This is a genomic window from Bacillus sp. EU52 (assembly GCF_037964975.1).
GTDB classification, from domain to species: Bacteria; Bacillota; Bacilli; order Bacillales; family Bacillaceae; genus Bacillus; species Bacillus subtilis.
Genome location: NZ_CP150177.1, coordinates 2,516,951 through 2,536,496, shown reverse-complemented (window position 1 = coordinate 2,536,496; position 19,546 = coordinate 2,516,951). Strand labels below are relative to the sequence as shown.

The 19,546-nt window shown below is 40.2% G+C and carries 17 protein-coding genes and 3 pseudogenes; 12 read left to right on the top strand and 8 right to left on the bottom strand.

Annotated elements, in window-relative coordinates; translation table 11 throughout:
* The first annotated feature begins 143 nt into the window (after nucleotides 1–143).
* Nucleotides 144–1,271, top strand: coding sequence for a Rap family tetratricopeptide repeat protein (locus NSU05_RS12975; RefSeq protein ID WP_038429342.1), 1,128 nt, complete (start codon nucleotides 144–146; stop codon nucleotides 1,269–1,271).
* A gap of 350 nt (nucleotides 1,272–1,621) precedes the next feature.
* On the opposite strand, the gene NSU05_RS12970 is transcribed toward NSU05_RS12975, so the two are convergent.
* From NSU05_RS12970 to NSU05_RS12960, 3 genes are all read right to left on the bottom strand, one after another.
* Nucleotides 1,622–3,085 carry a carboxylesterase family protein gene (locus tag NSU05_RS12970; RefSeq protein WP_052124609.1) on the bottom strand — a complete coding sequence of 488 codons (1,464 nt, stop codon included), beginning with the start codon at nucleotides 3,083–3,085 and terminating at the stop codon, nucleotides 1,622–1,624.
* Nucleotides 3,086–3,379: 294 nt separating this feature from the next.
* The gene (locus tag NSU05_RS12965) at nucleotides 3,380–3,976 is read right to left on the bottom strand and encodes a 3'-5' exonuclease (RefSeq protein ID WP_038429341.1); all 597 of its coding nucleotides are present in this window, start codon (nucleotides 3,974–3,976) and stop codon (nucleotides 3,380–3,382) included.
* Between the two features lie 50 nt (nucleotides 3,977–4,026).
* Nucleotides 4,027–4,872: a radical SAM protein gene (locus NSU05_RS12960; RefSeq protein ID WP_038429340.1), complete on the bottom strand. Its 846-nt coding sequence runs from the start codon at nucleotides 4,870–4,872 to the stop codon at nucleotides 4,027–4,029.
* A 500-nt stretch (nucleotides 4,873–5,372) separates the two neighbouring features.
* On the opposite strand from NSU05_RS12960, the gene NSU05_RS12955 reads away from it, so the two are divergent.
* The 3 genes from NSU05_RS12955 (at nucleotide 5,373) to NSU05_RS12945 (ending at nucleotide 7,971) form a co-directional block, all read left to right on the top strand.
* The gene (locus NSU05_RS12955; RefSeq protein ID WP_250540521.1) at nucleotides 5,373–6,134 is read left to right on the top strand and encodes a helix-turn-helix transcriptional regulator; all 762 of its coding nucleotides are present in this window, start codon (nucleotides 5,373–5,375) and stop codon (nucleotides 6,132–6,134) included.
* 144 nt (nucleotides 6,135–6,278) lie between these two features.
* Nucleotides 6,279–7,604 carry a replication-associated recombination protein A gene (locus NSU05_RS12950; RefSeq protein WP_038429338.1) on the top strand — a complete coding sequence of 442 codons (1,326 nt, stop codon included), beginning with the start codon at nucleotides 6,279–6,281 and terminating at the stop codon, nucleotides 7,602–7,604.
* Between the two features lie 25 nt (nucleotides 7,605–7,629).
* On the top strand, nucleotides 7,630–7,971 hold the full coding sequence (locus NSU05_RS12945) for an MmcQ/YjbR family DNA-binding protein (protein WP_038429337.1): 342 nt from the start codon (nucleotides 7,630–7,632) through the stop codon (nucleotides 7,969–7,971).
* Nucleotides 7,972–8,704: 733 nt separating this feature from the next.
* Here the strand turns inward: NSU05_RS12945 and NSU05_RS12940 are convergent.
* Nucleotides 8,705–9,571: a MurR/RpiR family transcriptional regulator gene (locus NSU05_RS12940; RefSeq protein ID WP_038429336.1), complete on the bottom strand. Its 867-nt coding sequence runs from the start codon at nucleotides 9,569–9,571 to the stop codon at nucleotides 8,705–8,707.
* A 216-nt stretch (nucleotides 9,572–9,787) separates the two neighbouring features.
* Here NSU05_RS12940 and NSU05_RS12935 point away from each other — a divergent pair, with 216 nt between their 5' ends.
* The 4 genes and pseudogenes from NSU05_RS12935 to NSU05_RS12920 form a co-directional block, all read left to right on the top strand.
* Nucleotides 9,788–11,167, top strand: a complete 1,380-nt coding sequence (locus tag NSU05_RS12935) for an aspartate aminotransferase family protein (RefSeq protein ID WP_038429335.1) — start codon at nucleotides 9,788–9,790, stop codon at nucleotides 11,165–11,167.
* Between the two features lie 503 nt (nucleotides 11,168–11,670).
* Nucleotides 11,671–12,145: pseudogene (locus NSU05_RS12930) on the top strand (HXXEE domain-containing protein).
* Between the two features lie 247 nt (nucleotides 12,146–12,392).
* Nucleotides 12,393–12,917: an NAD(P)H-dependent oxidoreductase gene (locus NSU05_RS12925; RefSeq protein WP_038429334.1), complete on the top strand. Its 525-nt coding sequence runs from the start codon at nucleotides 12,393–12,395 to the stop codon at nucleotides 12,915–12,917.
* A 544-nt stretch (nucleotides 12,918–13,461) separates the two neighbouring features.
* Nucleotides 13,462–13,602, top strand: a pseudogene (locus NSU05_RS12920) (recombinase); the annotation flags it as partial.
* On the opposite strand, the pseudogene NSU05_RS12915 reads toward NSU05_RS12920, so the two are convergent.
* Nucleotides 13,585–13,677, bottom strand: a pseudogene (locus tag NSU05_RS12915) (hypothetical protein); the annotation flags it as partial. The pseudogenes NSU05_RS12920 and NSU05_RS12915 overlap by 18 nt on opposite strands.
* Nucleotides 13,677–14,405 carry an RNA polymerase sporulation sigma factor SigK gene (gene sigK / locus NSU05_RS12910; protein WP_013308023.1) on the bottom strand — a complete coding sequence of 243 codons (729 nt, stop codon included), beginning with the start codon at nucleotides 14,403–14,405 and terminating at the stop codon, nucleotides 13,677–13,679. The gene sigK and the pseudogene NSU05_RS12915, both read right to left, overlap by 1 nt.
* Before the next feature lie 195 nt (nucleotides 14,406–14,600).
* Between sigK and nucB the strand changes: the two genes are divergently transcribed.
* On the top strand, nucleotides 14,601–15,011 hold the full coding sequence (nucB, locus tag NSU05_RS12905; RefSeq protein ID WP_038429332.1) for a sporulation-specific Dnase NucB: 411 nt from the start codon (nucleotides 14,601–14,603) through the stop codon (nucleotides 15,009–15,011).
* A 32-nt stretch (nucleotides 15,012–15,043) separates the two neighbouring features.
* Here the strand turns inward: nucB and NSU05_RS12900 are convergent, their stop codons facing one another.
* Complete coding sequence (locus NSU05_RS12900; protein ID WP_010886572.1) at nucleotides 15,044–15,766, bottom strand: hypothetical protein; 723 nt, start codon at nucleotides 15,764–15,766, stop codon at nucleotides 15,044–15,046.
* A gap of 251 nt (nucleotides 15,767–16,017) precedes the next feature.
* On the opposite strand from NSU05_RS12900, the gene gnd reads away from it, so the two are divergent.
* Entirely contained in the window at nucleotides 16,018–16,911 is an 894-nt protein-coding gene (gene gnd, locus NSU05_RS12895) for a phosphogluconate dehydrogenase (NAD(+)-dependent, decarboxylating) (protein WP_038429331.1), read from the top strand.
* An 18-nt stretch (nucleotides 16,912–16,929) separates the two neighbouring features.
* Here gnd and NSU05_RS12890 read toward each other — a convergent pair whose 3' ends face one another.
* Entirely contained in the window at nucleotides 16,930–17,556 is a 627-nt protein-coding gene (locus tag NSU05_RS12890) for a TVP38/TMEM64 family protein (protein ID WP_038429330.1), read from the bottom strand.
* A gap of 186 nt (nucleotides 17,557–17,742) precedes the next feature.
* On the opposite strand from NSU05_RS12890, the gene cwlH reads away from it, so the two are divergent.
* Together cwlH and NSU05_RS12880 are read left to right on the top strand one after the other, a co-directional pair.
* Nucleotides 17,743–18,495 carry an N-acetylmuramoyl-L-alanine amidase CwlH gene (gene cwlH / locus NSU05_RS12885; protein ID WP_038429329.1) on the top strand — a complete coding sequence of 251 codons (753 nt, stop codon included), beginning with the start codon at nucleotides 17,743–17,745 and terminating at the stop codon, nucleotides 18,493–18,495.
* 252 nt (nucleotides 18,496–18,747) lie between these two features.
* A complete protein-coding gene (locus NSU05_RS12880; protein WP_015714294.1) occupies nucleotides 18,748–19,479 on the top strand; it encodes an SGNH/GDSL hydrolase family protein in 732 nt (243 codons plus the stop codon).
* The last annotated feature ends 67 nt before the right edge of the window (nucleotides 19,480–19,546 follow it).

Below are 19,546 nucleotides of genomic sequence, written 5' to 3'. Positions count from 1 at the left end.
GGGAGAAAGAAGAAACGAACCTAAAATTAACTTGATTGATCGTATCAAAGATAGCGAATAAAAAGTTTGCGGTTTTTTTGCGGTCCGAACACTTTTTGGAAATGTTAGAATATTACATAAAAAGATATAAAAGGAGGGGTCCTGTGAATCCGGTTTTATCATCGTCAGAAGTTGGCGTAAAGATCAATGAATGGTATAAAATGATACGTCAATTTAGTGTCCCGGATGCAGAGATTTTAAAGGCAGAGGTCGAGCAAGAAATCCAACGGATGGAGGAAGATGAGTATTTACTCATTTACTTCTCCTTAATGAAATTCCGTCATCAGCTCATGTTAGATTATTTGGAACCCGTAACGACACGTATAAGACCAACTATTGAGGAACTTCTTGAAAAAATTGAGACTTCAAATAAAGGCATATCTGGCCTGTTATCGTATTATTCTCTGTTTTTCAGAGGGATGTACGAGTTTGATAAGAAGCAATACATGAAAGCTATCTACTATTATAGAGAAGCCGAAAAGCAGCTTATACATGTCCCTGATGAGATCGAAAGGGCAGAGTTTCATTTTAAGTTAGCTGAAGCATATTATGGTATGAAGCAAAGTCATGTGTCTATGCATCACGTTAAACAAGCATTGGATATTTATAATCAATATGAACTTTATAAGGTGCGAAAAGTTCAATGTATGTTTGTTATCTCAGGGAATTATACTGATTTTAAACATTACGAAAAAAGTCAGCCGCATCTTGAAAAGGCATTAAAGTTATCTAGGGAATTGAATAACAAAAGGTTGATTAGTTCTGCACTATATAATTTAGGCACTAATTTTGCTGACAGTGGTGATTACGAGCAGGCGGAAGTATACATAAAGCAAGCAGTGGAGATTACAGAAAAAGAAAAGCTCACAAACTTGCCACATTCTTTATTTTCTTATGCAAAAATCCTTTTTAAACAAGGAAAAATGAATGAGGCTATCCAAGTAAGTAAGAAAGGTTTGTCAGCAGCTCTTTATCAAGGTGATGAGCTTTTCGCAAAATTACAGGGATATTTAAAAGCTCTTTATGTCGATGCAGTGGACCAACAAGGTGTTAATCAAACAATAGAATACTTAGAAAAAAATAAGAACTATTCATATATTGAAGACATTGCCTGTGAGACCGCAGCTGCTTACGCAAACTCAAAAGAATTTGAAACATCCTATGTATATCATCAGAAAATGCTTGAGACTCAAACACAAATTCAAAGGGGAGAATGCCTGTATGACTTTTAAAAAGAAGGTATGCCTAATCCTGGGTTTGTCACTTGTTTTAGTGTGTGGTTTCGGATCCAGCTTAACAGAAAATCAAACTCAAAACACATTCCATATTGCCTCAGATCGTTTTCAAACTTGATAATATTACATTAAACCTCCTTCGCGAATGGATATTTTTAGCGAAAATAAAAGGCTGTCGAGATTTCTCGACAGCCTGACCATTCTACATAGGATGGTCTTTTTTCTGCAGGTGGCGTGCCAGTTCGCTTACCTGTCAGTTTCCTGGTCATGAAGCTGTTCTCAAGTGCCGCCGGCGCTGCTAATAAGTGAGTTGGATCGGTGCGCGATCCCGTGCGCGTTTAGGCAGTTCAGGGCCGTTCAATGCCCGCGAAGATGCGCAGGACTTCGGCCGCACGGGCGGTAGGGTCGTATGGTGGGTTGCCGATCCCATGTGAGATAGGTTCCGTGGTCACGGAGTTCCAAAGCTGGTCGTGGTTGCCTGCGGCGAAGTCGAGTAGGGCGTCGCGGACGAAGGTGTCCCGGATGGCTTGCTCGTCGCTATGTCGGGAGCGTTGCTGTCCGACGATGCCGTACATCTCCGTGCCGTGTACGGCTGGCGCATCCTCAACAGGGCCAACGGCCAACAGGTGGGCGTTGCCGCCTGCGGCGGAGTGGGCGAGTGCAGCACGGGCGGCGGGTAGGGTATAGAGATAGTCGGTTAAGAACGCCCCGCGAACCTCGACAGGAGTTCGTCCGTTGACGTCATAGGCGGCAATGATGGATCGGGCACGACTTCGGGGGATCCGCGACTTTGTTACTAGCTCGTCAACGAGGTTGTCGATCCTGCCCGGGTCGAACGTCTCGGTCGCATTGATGACCCACCAGTCCGCCTCGTTTGTCGCCGTACTAAAGAGAATGTCGACGTCGCGGTGACGCCCGGATTCGAGGACACGCAGCGGCGTGTCTGCGAGAATGGCCCCAGGCTGTGAGTGGTCGTTCACGATGCCTAGAGTCGTGTTGTCGATGCCGTTTCTATCGCCAATGTCGCGAGGGCTAACCTTGATGAGCGTCTCGGCGAGGAGATTCCCATCCATGGTGAGCAGTTGTTCGGGATCGTCCGCGATGCCGAGTTCGGTGAGAAACTTGAACGCTAGTTCTTCGGCCCACCAGGCGGGAACGATCCGGGATGCGCCGCCGGAGAATGCAGCGAGGCGATGGTAGAGACCGTCGGCCGCCGGAGCTGCGAGAAGGGCTATCGAGGAGAACGCGCCGGCGCTGTGGCCGGTGACGGTAACGTTCTGAGGATCGCCACCGAAGTGAGCGATGTTCTCCTGCACCCATCTGAGCGCGGTGATGATGTCCTGCAGGCCGAGGTTGGTGGCGTCCGCGAACGCGCCACCGTACTGGGAGAGCGAAAGCCAGCCGAACGGACCTAGCCGGTAGTTCAGGGACACCCCGATGGCTCGGCCGGTCGCGGCGAGACCTGAGGCGTTCGAGGTGGTCTGGGTGTTCGCGCCGCGTTCGAATCCGCCACCATAGATATAGACGACCACGGGGAGCGGTTCGTCGCCAGCGTCTTCGGGTACCCAGACGTTGAGGTTCAGGCAGTCCTCGCTGAATCCGTTGTCGGCCTCCAACCAGCTATTGTCGCCAGGTTGCAGCGGTGCGGGTCCCTTCTGATCGTATGGCAGGTCCGGGTTGAACGGTAGCAAAATGGGTCGGCGGAAGCGTTCTGCACTGGCGTAGGGGATGCCCAGCCAGGAGCGGACCGCTTGGGCAGCAGTATCGGTCTTGTGTTCGGTGCCTCCGTTGAGGGTGTGGTCATGTTTCATTTATATCGATCCTTTCATATGTAAGATGATATGATCATTTTAGGCCATTATTTATAATAATAAAAGGCGAAATCAAGACTATGAATGACATATTTCGGACATTCCAGTCAGCGCCATCGGCCTTGGATTAATTGATGATGCCGTGATGGTGAGCACGTCCAATAAGAGTGAAAATATCGAATGCCGTAGTTACCGACCGTTGAACAGCAAGATTATGAAAACTTTTTTTGAGAAGCAAATCTATTTAATTGCTAAACTATTTGCATATTTCATGGAACATCTTTGCTTTTTCACCTATTTTTGATTGATTTTATGTTTCCTGAAAGGCGTATGCCCACCTGAATACAGTAATCCCGTCTGAAATCCCAGGGATTTCACCAAAAGCAGCGGATCACATTCCTTTTGCTGTTCCAATAAATTTAACATAATTTGGGCACATGCCCGGGCATCATCGAGCGCATTATGGTGATTTAAACGAATTCCGAAATAGTTAGAGATGATGTTTAATTTATGGGAGGATAGCTCTTGTAGCAGCTTTTTCCCAATTCTATACGTACATAAATATTGTATCTCTGGATAGCTTTTTTCAGCGGCATCTAAACAACACCTTAGCACGCTTATATCAAAAACAGCATTATGTGCAATAATAATTTCTCCGGATACTAGTGGTTCAATGGTTGTCCATAGTTCTTCAAATATTGGTTGCCCGTCAACCATGGAAGGTGTAATACCATGGATGGCGATATTCATTCGATTAAAAGGCTGTTGTGGATCAATTAGCCATTCATATTCACCAGTTACAATTCCATCTCTAACTTGAACTAAACCCAGAGAGCACGCACTCGATCGGTTTAAGTTTGCGGTTTCAAAATCAATTGCTGTAAAGTTCAACTGTTCATTCTCCTTTATCTTCCTATACCATAAAAGTGGATAGGATCTGCCTATTTAAATACTTTTCCTTTTAAGGGATAAACTTTATCGGAAGAAATAAATATCATTTCTTTCGGAAAAAACTTTTTAAAATACTTTTCCACTCTAAGATGAATATCCGTTTTATACCATTCGGACAACTCGTTCTCTTTAAACAAAAATGGCATGCCTAAGCGCTCGGAACGTTTCCCTCTTGTTCCATCTCCAATATTAAGGGTGTCGATATAGATGCGATCAACGATGGACTCCAGTGTTTTAGGAAAATCGGGTGTGAATGGAAGTACAGGCGAAATGGAAGCTTGGGTAGCGATTCCTACATTATTCACTTCTTTTAATGCCTTCAAGCGTAACTTAATACCTGGAGCGTGGGGAGCGAACAATCGTTTCATATCTTCCCGGTCCGTTTCTATAGTCATAGAGACAAGGACCTCACATTTTTGATTTAGTTCAATTAATAGATTAAGATCCCTTACGACAAGAGGACTTCGTGTTTGTATCTGAAGGAAATCTGGAGGGTGTTTGACCATTTCCTCTAAAATAGAGCGTGTTAGTTCCGTCTTCCGTTCCAGTGGTTGATAGGGATCTGTTGCAGTAGATAAAAAAAGATTAATGGATTTATTTCTTCGGCGGAGATTGACCATCTCATTCCGATATTTATCGGCCGCATTTTTTTTAATGCTTATCCATTCTCCCCAGGGGGTATCACTGTACTTTTGAATAGGCATTTCTCTAACGTAGCAATACCTACATCCAAAAGCACAACCACTATACGGATTTAATGAATGTGTGAAACCAACACTTGAATCTCCTTTCATTTCAGTTAAGATTTTTTTTGCTGTTATGTTATTGATCTTCATGTTAGCCTCCCTTTTTGGGTGCTGATACTCAATTAAATTAAAGAGTACCGGATAAATCACTATGAGTAACGTAAAAATTTTATATAGGGATAATATGTACTGCTTTGTTGAGACACTAACGTAACAATTATTTTTTAATTGAACTAATTAAGTTAAGAGCATACCACTAAAATCCCCTACTAATCATTGGTTTTAATGTGTCTCACATTAGGATTACATGTTACTTCTATGCACTATCGATTTTGTTTCGTTCCAATATTATGTTATGATCATTTTAGGTCATTTATCAGAATCAATAAAGGTAAAAATGGGAATTTCAATGACACTTTACGGACATTTCAATTTACCGATTACTCTTAAAGGAGGTTATTGTAATCGTTCATTCATTCAAACAGGAAAAAAATATAAGGCCTATTAAATATAAACCAGTGTTTTCTTATCCATACGATCTGGAGATTTTTAGTGTATCTTCTCTCAAAGAGCGAACAACAGAGGATAGTATGAAAATCACTTATCGTTATGAATTTTATATGCTCATTTGTGTCACGGAAGGAATGTGTACTCAATGGGTCGATTTTGAACCCATCTCTTGTAAGAAAGGAACACTTATAGTAGTAACACCAGGACAAGTCCATAATTTTGGACAAGATGAAAACTGGGACGGATGGGTTATTCTATTCCGTGAAGAATTCCTTCTTCCTGCTTCACTTACGTTGAGTGAACTGAATTTAACGTTTGATATCGGAAGAACGCCTAATAGTTTGACTTTAAATAATACAGAGCTGCATCGGGCAAACACTTTAATAGAGCAAATGGTTCAAGACTCTTTAATACAAGTAGCCAAAGAGGATGTTCATATGTTGTTACGCTATCAGCTTTATGCATTCGTAGCTTGGCTCAACATTATTCATAAACAAAAAAATATCCCTACTACTTCTCAGGTCTCACAAAAGTTTTTAAAATTTCAAGAATTAGTGGAGAAAAATTATGCCAAGTTACATCATGTTAGTGACTATGCTGCCCTTTTAAATTGCACAGAAAAAACATTAACACGGGTTACGGTTGCAGCTGTTGGAATAAGTGCTAAAGCTTTCATATCAGCTCGAATTAGTCTCGAAGCGAAACGTTTATTAATGCATACAGATTACTTGATTAGCGACATTGCAGAAATGCTTAACTTTCAAGAAACCACTCACTTTAGTAAATTTTTCAAACGAGAAACTGGTTATACGCCTATAGAATTCCGAAAGCAGAACCTTTAACTATATCTTGTATAAAGTGTATTTTTGTTTTATATATTTTTTTATCATGCAAAAAGTACGTGGTAGGAGAGCATACATCTAAAAGGAATTGGTTGTTTAAAATTTTTAAGGAAACACATTTGTTCTACAAAAGGGAGTGATACTTTGATACAAGGAGCATTATTTGATAATGAACATGATCGACCGTTGGCTAATCGTGTGCGACCTCAATCGTTGGAAGACTTTATAGGTCAAAAACATTTACTTGGCCCTGGAAAAGTTCTGCAAGATATGATCAAAAATGATCAAGTGTCTTCTATGATATTTTGGGGTCCTCCTGGTGTTGGCAAAACAACACTAGCTAAAATCATTGCCAATCAAACCAAGTCTAAGTTTATTGATTTTAGTGCAGTAACTAGCGGTATTAAAGAAATCCGAAATGTAATGAAAGAAGCTGAAGAAAACAGGAAATTTGGGGAGAAAACCCTCTTATTCATTGATGAAATTCATAGATTTAATAAGGCACAACAGGATGCCTTTCTTCCGTATGTAGAGAAAGGGAGCATTATTCTCATCGGCGCAACAACCGAAAATCCATCGTTTGAAGTTAACTCAGCCTTGTTATCTCGTAGCAAAGTTTTTGTACTTCACCAACTAAGCAGTGAAGATATTGTTGAATTATTAAAAAAAGCGATTTTGAATCCTAAAGGATACGGAGATCAAAAGATAGGTTTAGAAGAGGGCGTACTTTCTGCTATTGCGGAATATTCAAATGGAGATGCCAGGGTGGCATTAAACACGTTAGAAATCGCTGTGCTAAACGGAGAGAAACAAGGTGAATATATTGAAATTAGCAAAGAAGGGCTGCAGCAAATTATTCATCGAAAATCACTTTTGTATGATAAAGATGGAGAAGAACACTATAATCTCATTTCCGCATTGCATAAATCCATGCGAAATAGTGATGTAAATGCATCTATTTATTGGTTGTCTCGAATGTTGGAGTCAGGTGAAGATCCTTTATTTATTGCTCGTAGGCTAGTTAGGTTTGCAAGTGAGGACGTGGGTTTGGCGGATAATAGAGCTTTGGAAATCACTGTTTCCGTGTTTCAAGCATGTCAATTCATAGGGATGCCAGAGTGCGATGTGCATCTAACACAAGCCGTTATATATCTGACCCTAGCTCCAAAATCGAATTCTGCTTACTTGGCTTACCGCTATGCGAAAAAAGATGCCCTGCATTCCATGAGCGAACCTGTTCCTTTGCAACTACGGAACGCTCCAACGAAGCTTATGAAAGAGCTGAACTATGGTAAAGGGTATCAGTACGCCCATGGCACAGAAGAAAAGCTAACAACGATGCAGACTATGCCAGATTCCCTGATCGGACGCGAATATTACCATCCGACAACACAGGGGTCAGAATTTAAAATTAAACAAAGGATGAAAGAAATTACAGCATGGCACAAGAAAAACAATAATCATGAATAGGCTTTACAGATAGGAGAATACCAAAATGAAATTAGAAGAGATCGTAGAATACTGTTTATCTTATCCAGCCTCATATGAGGATCATCCTTTTGGAGAAGGTTGGACAGCTATACGCCACAAAGGACACGAGAAGATCTTTTCGTTAATATTTGAAAAAGATGGTCATCTTTGTGTTAACTTAAAATATGATCCTGATCGATCTGATTTCTTTCGATACACATTTAAAGAAGTTAAGCCGGGATATCATATGAATAAAGAGCATTGGAATACGATTATCTTAGATGGAAACCTTCCGGAGGATATTCTTCACGATATGGTAAAACATAGTTTTGACCTAACGAAACCTAAACGTAAAGTGAAAAAATAACTTATATAGATACGTAATTCAATATAGGAACAATGCAATGAGTATTTCTTTAGGCGGGAAATCAATCAAACAGCGACATATAAGATTATATTGGAATTTGAATTTAATGTTCAGCAATATAGAATAGATGATTTAAACAAATTGATCTTTGTAACCCTTAAAACAGACAATATACTTCCTACGGACTAGTGGGTGTGGTATATGTCAGAAAAGAAACCGATGGTTCAAACCATCGGTTTTTTATTTGTTTTCACACTTATTGAAATCACCTCATTAGGAGAAACAGTTGTTATATAGCCATTACCCAAGGGGAGAGCATTTTATGATTGAATCAAAAGGAATAAAGGTTGTATCCCCTTTTTAATCCTTGAGGCCTAACTTTATTTTGGGGGAGAGAAAAAGGCAATAGGGCACCGCAATTTAAATTTTCGGTGGGACCGCAGTGACGTTTCTCCATTGTGGTTTTAATTTGTACATAACACTCTCTTGTAAATCGCACTAGATCTATATCAAGTTAACAATTAATAATTTTATTCTGTGAGGCTGTTTTGTAAAATTAAATTGACGTTGATATTGTGATTAACGAATAGTTCGTTTTACACCCTGATTGTTAGACATAACTAATAATCAGGGTGCAGTTTCTTAATAAAAAATATAATTTAAACACTCAATTAACAGCTATTTGAGTCATTTCCTGAGGGACAGAATCAGTTAGATTAGCACCCTTTTTTATTTATTTCCTTTGGTTAGAGTAAAACGTGCCAAATCGTTTCCAAATTTCCTCAAGTTTTTCAAGACGATCCTCAGAGTCATTCATTCTTTTTTTTCCAACAAACGCTATAAGTGTATTAATAAGACTTAGCGGAGCAACAAAAGAATCAAAAAAAGTTGGTAACTGACTTGAAGCAGTTAGTACTACATCCGCATGAGGGACGAGTGGAGAAAGGAAATTGTCAGTAATGACAATTGTGGCTGCACCTCGTTCTTTGGCAAAAGCAATCATATTAACAGTACTTGTTGAATAACGTGAGAAACTAATACCGACTACTACATCTTTCTCATTTAATCTATATAATTGTTCAGGTTTATTTTCAACGGGACCCAGTAATTGAGCGTTTCCTATGATAATATCCAAGTAGTATTGCAGAAATAGCCCAAGGGATGTGGCACTCCGATTCGCAGATATATAGACTTCTTTTCCGTTTGTCAGAAGGTTTGCTGCATCTAAAAATGCTTTCGAATCTAAATTTTCCATTGTCGATTTAATATTCGCTATATCATCTTTAAATATATCGTAGATGTCCTGGTTTGGATCATCATAAACTTGGGAAGACATTTTTAATCTGTCCTGCGTAGTCAATTGCATCTGAACAGAGTTCTGCATCTGGTTCTGCAGTTCACGATATCCGGAAAATCCTAAAAAGACAGCAAAACGTACCACCGAAGCTTCACTTACACCTGTTAGTTTCGCTAGAGTTGCAACTGTATAAAAAGGGACCGTGTTCGGGTTGTTAATGATATAGGCAGCCAGCTTTTCCTGGGACTTACTCATAGCAGGCATTTTCTCAGCTATTAATTGATAGACATTTTTCTGACCCATATAGTTACCTCTTTTTAATTTTTTCTTTATAAAAAGGATAGTTCAATTTATAAACAAATGCAATAGAACTTTCATTTTTAAAAGTTTTTTGAAATATTTCTGTCGTTTTTGTTCTAAAAGGTTTCCAAATAGACTTTTTTCGTCTAATATGAAATATATATTTCATTTCATATTTATTTTAGAATCGATTATTTCTTTTTGTGGGAGGATAATGAGATGACATTAATGAAAAAACATTTTTTAACAGAGTTTGAGAACCGAACATCAAAATCCAGAGCTTTCTTCTCAAAAGCAAAGGAAATCATGCCGGGCGGGGTAACAGCTAATATCAAATCTTTTGACCCCTATCCAATTATTATGGAAAAAGGAAAGGGAGCTTATTTATACGATCTTGATGGAAACAAGTATGTTGATTATCTGCTTTCCTACGGTGCTCTAATGCTTGGACATGGTCATCCCAAGATCATTAAAGCCATAAATCAACAGCTTGAGGAGGAGGGAACGATGTTATTTGGGACCCCTCATCAGCTTGAACTTAGTATGGGGGAGAAGATAAAAGAGCTTTATCCAAGTATGGAAAGAATCCGTTATACCAACTCTGGAACAGAAGCTACTCTTTTGACTTTACGTTTGGCATATGCGTACACGGGTAAAACCAAAATTGCTAAGTTTGAGGGTCATTATCACGGGGGGTATGATCAAGTTCTTTTAAGTGTAAATCCTTCTCTTGAAGAAGCAGGTCACCCTTACTCGCCAAAATCAGTGATCGAATCTAAAGGGGTTGACCCATATCATGAGAAACATACTATAACACTACCTTTTAATGACCTAGAACATACTTCTGACATCTTAATGAAAAAAAAGGATGAGATTGCCGCGGTTATCCTTGAGCCTATACAAGGAGGATTTATTCCGGCAGAACCTTCTTTTATGAAGGAGCTGAGAAAGTTAACGGAAGAGCTAGGCATCTTGCTAATTTTTGATGAAGTAAAAACAGGTTTTCGCTTAGGGCTTGGAGGAGCTCAAGGGCACTATAATATTAAACCGGATCTCACTGCACTAGGAAAAGTGATAGGTGGCGGTTTTCCTGTGGGAATCGTAGGGGGGAGAGAAGAAATATTGAGGATAAGCGCCCCCACCGCTTCGTCTGATGTTTTTGACAGCAGTCAGAGCAAAAAATCTAATGCTAAAGATGTTCTTTTTCACAGTGGAACATACAATGGACACCCTACGATTCTGGCAGCTGGTCTTGCTACTATAAAAGTTTTAGAACAAGAAATCGAACACGTTTTTAAGATGACCGCTAGATTAAAAAAGGGAATAGAAGGTCTTTTTGAATACCGAGGAATTACGGTGCAAACGATTGGACTGGGTTCCATTTTTAATGTTGTCATTACGGAAGAAGAAAAAGTAAGAAACTACAGAGATTTGCAACAAGCTAATTTTTCTATGAGAAAGGAATTGGATTTTGGATTACTTTCAAAAGGAATCTATACAAAGCCATTAAACAGATACAGCATGGCTACAGTGCATGGGGAGAAAGAAGTAGACTATACACTTGAGGCGTATGATACAGTTCTATCTAAAATGATTTAAGAATCATCTCCTAAGAAGATAACTGATTTTTCACTTTATCAATGATTTATTGTGCCATAACCCATAAAGGTTTATGTTCTCTCGATTGCACCTTGGATAATAATGACCTTTCTCTTTAATTTTTTTATAATATATTTAACTTGATTTTCATACTCTGATCATATTCTTAAATGTAGTCTTGATATTAAGGCTGTTAACTATAAGATAGTATTGAGAGACCATTACTAACATTTGTAACTGGTCTCTTTTTTTGAAAAAATAGAAATCCACAAAAAAAGAGGGGGTTCTGTTGAATGGATCACTATCTGACTAAACCTTTTGAGCCGAAAGAATTACTGTTTCGCATAAAAGCATTATTACTGCGACAAAAAAAGAAGCAACTACCTTAGGCAGATTCTTCTCTCTTTTAAAACCATATCAGATCGCACTCATATGTAATATAATATTGCTAAACCATATTAGTTGATTACTCTAAGAGAGGTGGCACGAGGAGGGAAAGGGAGATGGATTATCTCGTAGTATTTTTTTGTTTTGCTATTACACTGCATAATATTGAGGAAGCTATTTGGTTACCTGAGTGGTCACAACAATCTTCAAAGTTTCAAAAGCCAGTAACTGCAAATGAATTTCATTTTGCTGTCATTGTTATAACTATGTTGGCTTATATATCTGCATTTGTTTTTTTATATATGCCGGAATCAGAAATTGTAAAATGGCTTTTCATTGGCTTTCTAGGTTCTATGGTTATTAACGCTATTTTTCCACATCTTATTGCAACTGTTTTAATGAAAAAATATGCACGGACTTCTTACGGGCTTATTGCTTAACATTCCAGTAAACTCATTAGTTATTTATCAAATGTTTTTAAAGAATTTGATTGTATGGAAGGAATTAATAATATCTACTTTGGTTGTAGGAATTATTTTATTAGCACTTATTCCATTATTATTTAAAGTTGGTGATAAAGTATCTCCTTAATGAGTTTAAATTGGTAAGGGTTGAGGGAAAGGGTGGAAATTTTCTAAATAAGGGATTATTCTGTTATATCGGATTTCTACAAAACAATGTCTTAAGTCATCATTGATTTTGGTGCCCAATTAGTTGTCCTGAATTCATTGAAAAAGGATAAAATAGGTGTAAATAAAGTTGCTATTTTAAAATTAGAATCAATTCATTATCGTAAAAGCAATAATAACTAATTGGCGAAGAAAGGATAATAAGTAAAATGAAAACATTAGTTATCGTTATACACCCTAATTTGGAAACGTCTGTTGTCAACAAAACCTGGATGAATCGTTTAAAGCAAGAGAAAGACATTACGGTTCATGACCTGTACGGTGAATACCCTAATTTTATCATTGATGTAGAAAAAGAGCAGCAGCTCCTGTTAGATCATGAGCGTATCGTTTTTCAGTTCCCAATGTATTGGTACAGCAGTCCCGCGTTACTCAAACAATGGGAAGATGATGTGTTAACACATGGCTGGGCTTATGGAACTGGAGGAACTAAATTGCATGGAAAAGAACTACTCTTAGCTATCTCCTTAGGCGCACAGGAATCTGATTATCAAGCAGGCGGAGAATATAATATCACGATCAGCGAGCTTATCAGACCGTTTCAAGTCACTGCTAACTATATAGGAATGCGTTTTCTTCCTGCGTTTACACAATATGGGACACTTCATCTTTCAAAAGAAGAATGTAAGAACAGTGCGGAGAGATTGGTTGACTATCTTAAAGCCGAGCATTAATCCGGTATTCGCGAGGGAAGCTGAAACAAATGATGTGTTATGAAAATAAGAGTTTGTGATAGATTTTCATAAAACTTAATTTCAAAGTTACATCGAATACTGAATTCAGGGGGGCATAGAGCGAGGGCTTAAAATTAATTAAAGCAGGGCAATGAGTACATATTTCTTAATGAAATGTAGAGTTCCTTGGTCTCTAATAGGTGCCCAATTTGTGCCCAGAATTCATGAAAAATGATGAAAATAAGTATAAACAGATGCTTTGAATAAAAGCTTTTGTAACTCATGATATGTTTTTACTATGTTGAGGGACTAGTGTGCGTGGTATATGTCAAAAAAGAAACCGATGATTCAAACCATCGGTTTTTTTATTTGTTTTATACTCCTTGAAAATCACCTCATTAGGACAAACAGTTATTACATAGCATTACCCAAGGGATGATGCATTTTATGAAGGTAATAATCATCGAGGGACCGCGAGCTGACAAATGCATTAACGATTCCTATCATTATTTAATAAAATTTGATAGGAAGGAAATCCAGTGTAATGGCAACCTATGTAAGGGTATCAACGAGGAACAAGCGATCAAGGGATCGAGCATCGACAGCCATCGAGGCCTGCATAAAGAAAGCAGGGACTAAGGATGTGCTGAAGTATGCCGATAAAGGATTTTCTGGAGAGCTTATCAGCGATGAAAAAAATGATTTTCATAACTCTTTCAAATAGAGAAAGCCGGAATATGAGATCCGGCCTCTTCTGCATTATTTCCCCTTCGCCTTCTTCCGCTTTTCCTTCTCTGCCCGATAAAACTCATGAAACATCTTCATCAGCGCCCGCTTTTCAATCCGCGATACATAGCTGCGTGAGATCCCGAGTTCTTTGGCAATCTCTCGCTGCGTTTTTTCCTTCTTCAAATCAAGTCCAAACCGCCCGACAATCACTTCCTTCTCACGGTCATCTAAAATGTCAATGTATTGTTTCACTTTTTCAAGCTCCATATTGAGCTGGATCGTATCTATCACGTCTTCGTTTTCTGATTTCAAAACGTCAATCAGGCTTATTTCATTCCCTTCCTTATCCTGCCCGATCGGATCGTGAAGGGAGACGTCTTTTTTTGTTTTTTTCAATGCGCGCAAATGCATGAGGATTTCATTTTCAATACACCTCGCAGCATACGTCGCCAGCTTTGTCCCTTTACCAGCGGAATAGCTTTCAATTCCTTTTATCAGCCCGATCGTTCCGATGGAGATTAAGTCCTCTGCATCCTCACCTGTATTTTCAAATTTTTTCACAATATGGGCGACCAAGCGAAGATTATGCTCAATCAGCATGTTTCTGGCATGTTCATCCCCTTTAGCCATGAGCTCTAAGTATTTTTTTTCTTCGCTGCTTGAGAGCGGTTGTGGAAAGGCATTGTTTTTCACGTAAGATACTAAAAAGACAAGCTCTTTAACAACAAAGCCGAGCGCTGCGAAAACACCTGTCACCATCGTCACCTCCACAAAAGTATGTAGGCAAAAGCCTATATGTAAATGTATGTGACCGGGAGGCTGTCTGTGTCTGTACCGGGAAATTTCTCGCGGGGGAGTCCGGCTTTGGTAAGCAGCATACTAACTTCAAATGTTAAAAATATTCTTCATCAAGCGCCCATACATTGAAATGAACAAAGGTATGGGGGGATGGGAATGAAAAAATGGATGGCAGGCCTGTTTCTTGCTGCAGCAGTTCTTCTTTGTTTAATGGTTCCGCAACAGATCCAAGGCGCATCTTCGTATGACAAAGTGTTATATTTTCCGCTGTCTCGTTATCCGGAAACCGGCAGTCATATTAGGGATGCGATTGCAGAGGGACATCCAGATATTTGTACCATTGACAGAGATGGAGCAGACAAAAGGCGGGAGGAATCTTTAAAGGGAATCCCGACCAAGCCGGGCTATGACCGGGATGAGTGGCCGATGGCGGTCTGCGAGGAAGGCGGTGCAGGGGCTGATGTCCGATATGTGACGCCTTCTGATAATCGCGGCGCCGGCTCGTGGGTAGGGAATCAAATGAGCAGCTCCCCTGACGGCACCAGAGTGCTGTTTATTGTGCAGTAATAAAGAAGAGGCTCTTTCTTGAGCCTCTGTTGTTACAATCCTTCGCCGAGCTGAATTTTCGGGGGATAGGTTTCTGCTTTTCGCCAATATTGGCGTGTGCCTTCGTCCCGTACAACGATGCCCAGCTGTGCCAGTTCGAGACGGAATTCTTCAATATCGTCTTTTTCTTCGTCCTGCAGTGCTTTGTGACGAGCTTTTAATAAGGCATGGGCGCCTTGCGATAGGTCTGGTGCATCAGGAATCCATCGGCGAAATTGATCTTTAAACGGATCACCATCTGTTGCCCATTCGTAATGATGCTGTCTAAAGGCCTTCTCAACGTTTACTGGTTTTTCATCAATTTCTTCCCGTACCAATTCATATCCGGCTGTTCCCAGGAGGACAAGCCGTTTGTGATCCATAAATACAAGAGCGATGTCATCGGAATGAATTGTTTGCACTTTTTTTCCTTTGATGAATTCCACTGTGTGATCTGTAATTTTGACAGACAGCAGCATTGCAATAACAGAATGAGCGAACCAAATCCCCGCACACATACCGAGAAGAGCAGTGATAAATGAAGCTGTAGATCCCTGAAAAGAGGTAATGAGCCGAAGCGGTCCTTCAAGAGGGATCCAGGGGAGGGATAATGCCCATTTCGCAATCTGCGGAATAAAATACCCGATTGCAAAACCGATGATTGCAAGTGCAGCGTATAAAAAGAATACAGCGGTTTTCGTAACTCCGATAAGAGTATGAGATTGATTCTGCAACATGTCACCTTCTTTTTACTAAAAAAATCGAATACCTTCCCATATTTTAACTTAAACTGATGGTAAATCAAGGATAAAGTGATAATTATGGATATAAAGAGATTCAGTAATAGAACTGGCAGGCACAGTCAGTCATGAAAAATAAAATTTACATGCGCATACGATGTAAGCCCCATTTGTTTTCTGCGTATCACAATACAATCCAAAGGGAACATAAAGAGTAAAGGCTTTTTAGACAATCAGGAGGAACAGATATGAAAATCGGATTAATCGGCTTAGGGAAAATGGGCATAAACATAGGAAAGCAATTCATTGACCGCAATCATCAAGCGGTTGGATATGATGTAAATCAAGCGGCTGTTGATGAACTGAAAGCATACGGGGCTGAGGGGACAACGAATCTTAAAGAGTTCATTTCTTTATTAGACCCGCCGCGTATCCTATGGGTTATGGTACCGCATGGCATTGTCGATGCTGTTTTGCGTGATGTATCACCTTTATTAAGTAAAGGCGATATGATTATCGAAGCTGGAAACTCTCATTATAAAGAATCAATTCGCCGCTACAATCAAATGAAAGAAGCGGGTATCCATTATCTCGATGCCGGAACGTCGGGCGGAATGGAAGGCGCACGGCATGGAGCCTGTTTTATGGTGGGGGGCGATCATGAAGCATGGGAGATTGTGGAACCGCTTTTTCGTGATACTGCCGTCGAAAATGGTTATCTATACGCTGGTGAAGCGGGAAGCGGACATTTTTTAAAAATGATCCATAATGGAATTGAGTATGGAATGATGGCCGCGATTGGTGAAGGATTCGAAGTGCTTGAAAACAGCCAATTTGATTTTGACTACGAGAAGGTTGCCAGAGTGTGGAATCATGGTTCTGTCATTCGTTCTTGGCTTATGGGACTGACTGAGCGAGCTTTCGCTAAGGATGCGAAACTGGATCAGATCAAGGGCATTATGCATTCCTCAGGTGAAGGAAAATGGACGGTGGAAACCGCGCTTGATCTGCAGACGGCAACGCCGGTCATCGCCATGTCACTAATGATGAGATACCGTTCTTTAACAGACGATACGTTTACAGGAAAGGTGGTTGCTGCGCTTCGAAATGAATTTGGAGGCCATGCGACAGAAAAAAAGTAAGGGGGCCAACAAGCCTCCTTATTTTTTTGGCACCTTCAGAAGATGAGGGAACTTTTTATAAATGACCAGCATGATGATCAGAATATATGTACCGTAAATGCTGATAGACAATAATTTATTGCTGGTGAAATTGGCACCTGCAATAGTGACAACAACAATATTGGGGATTTTCCCTATTAAAGACGCAAAGAAAAAAACATGCCAGCGAACCTGGCTCAGCCCGCAGATCACGTTCATTACAAGTGAAGGTATGACAGGTATCAGCCTTCCTAATAAAACAGCGGTAAAAGCGTTTTTGTTGAAGGAAGCCTCGTAGCTTTGTATGGCAGGATAGGCCTGAACTTTTTTTCTGGCCCAATCTCTAAAACTGTACCTGGCGAGAAAAAACAGCAATATTGTACCAAGCATTGAGCCGGTCAGTGTAATCCAAATTCCATTTGCAGTCCCGAACACTGCGCCATTTAAAGCAGCAACCAAAGCAAACGGCACTATTGGGAAAAAAACATCGGCAGCAATCAGCAACATACTAAATAAAACGGAAAACATCCCTCCTGCTTTGATTGCATCAAGCCAAGCTTCTTTCTGAAAAAAACCGACTGCAATGATAGCGATAATCACAAGTATACCTATTACTTTTTTTAACATGTCTATGGTCACTCCCAACTTAGGTGATGTCAGGAGCCAAAACCTCCGTCATCTAAATTAGTATAACTGGTGCCATTTCAGCTGTTCAACTGAAAACCAGGTTAAGAACACAATTCTTTTTTACCTCATAAAAAAGGCTGTCCATCTCTCTGTTTTCTGCATTCTTAATAATAGGGAGGGATAGAAATGGTAACCATAAAAAAGGATTTTATACCGCTATCAAATGATAATCGTCCTGGCTATTCGATGACGCCTGCTTATATTACGGTGCATAATACAGCGAATACAGCAAAAGGCGCTGATGCGAAAATGCACGCCAATTTTGTGAAAAACCCGAACACATCCGAAAGCTGGCATTTTACAGTTGACGATTCAGTCATTTATCAGCATCTCCCGATAGATGAAAACGGCTGGCATGCGGGAGACGGTACAAACGGGACAGGAAACCGCAAATCGATCGGGATTGAAATCTGCGAAAATGCTGACGGCGATTTTGAAAAAGCAACATCAAATGCCCAGTGGCTGATCAGAAAGCTGATGAAGGAAAACAATATTCCGTTACATCGTGTTGTTCCCCACAAAAAATGGTCCGGGAAAGAATGTCCGCGGAAACTCTTGGGCCACTGGAACTCTTTTATAAACGGAATTTCTTCCTCGGATACACCTCCAAAAGAATCTTCACCATCATATCCTCTGCCGTCTGGGGTTATAAAGCTCACTTCGCCTTATCGAAAGGGCACAAACATTCTCCAGCTGCAAAAGGCTTTAGCTGCACTTCACTTTTACCCTGATAAGGGAGCCAAAAACAATGGCATAGATGGAGTTTACGGACCGAAAACAGCGAATGCCGTCAAGCGTTTTCAGCTCATGAACGGATTAACTGCAGACGGGATTTATGGGCCAAAAACAAAGGCCAAGCTTAAATCGAAGTTAAAGTAAATGCAGGATTTAACGGATAACCTGTTTCCGGTGCGGATTCAGGTTATTTTCTTTTTCTTTGGTTTGTGTGTTTTTCAGATTGGAAAGAAGGGAATTTTAAAAAATCATCAGCTGCGCCGCAATGAAAGCAGAATGATATTCACTGAGGGGGACACGTTAACTATAGGAAAAAACAGTGATAGCAAAAAACTCTTCATTGAACGAAGAGAAACAGAGGTATAACATTAAGGTGAGGCTTTTGGGGGTGTAAAGATGAAACATTTTATCATCCTTTTCCTTCTGCTGTTCGTTACAGCAGGATGCGCGGGAAGGGGATACGAAGACGTTGTAGCATTTGGTGACAGCAATACGCGTGGCTCTAATTGGGATTATCGCGATTATCCAAAAGCACAGCAGTGGGTCAATATATTAAAAACAGCTGAGCGCGGTAACCTTGATATACTCAATGCGGGAATCGGCGGACAGACGACAGAGGATGCCCGTCTCCGATTTCAGACAGATGTGCTGGATCAAAAACCGAAGTATTTGTTTATTATGTTCGGCACCAATGACGCTGCCATACTGACTGAGGGGAAACCGAGAGTGTCGAAGCAGCGTTTTAGAGAAAATCTGGTTTATTTTATTGAAGAAAGCAGAAAACACGGAATCAAGCCTATCTTAATGACGTGTATCCCAATTATAGAAGGTAATGGGAAGCATCATCTGTTTTACTATTCCAGATATCAAGCAGCTGCTTTTAAACCAAAAGGCGGAGCAAGGAAATGGCACAACTCATATAACGATATTACAAGAGATGTGTCGAAGCGCCTGGATGTCCCTCTTGTAGATAACTGGAAGCATTTTATAGAAGCAGACGGCGGAAAAGCAACTGATGAAGCGCTTATCCAATCTGGTTTAATAGATCCTTCTGGAAATCATATGACACCTAAAGGGGCAAGGATCGTATATGAAGGAATACAAGATGGGCAGATCCTGCAGCGTTGAGCCGGACAACCGCCTAGTCCGATTTATTTCTCCTACATAGGCTGTTATAAAACCTTATTAAGGAGGC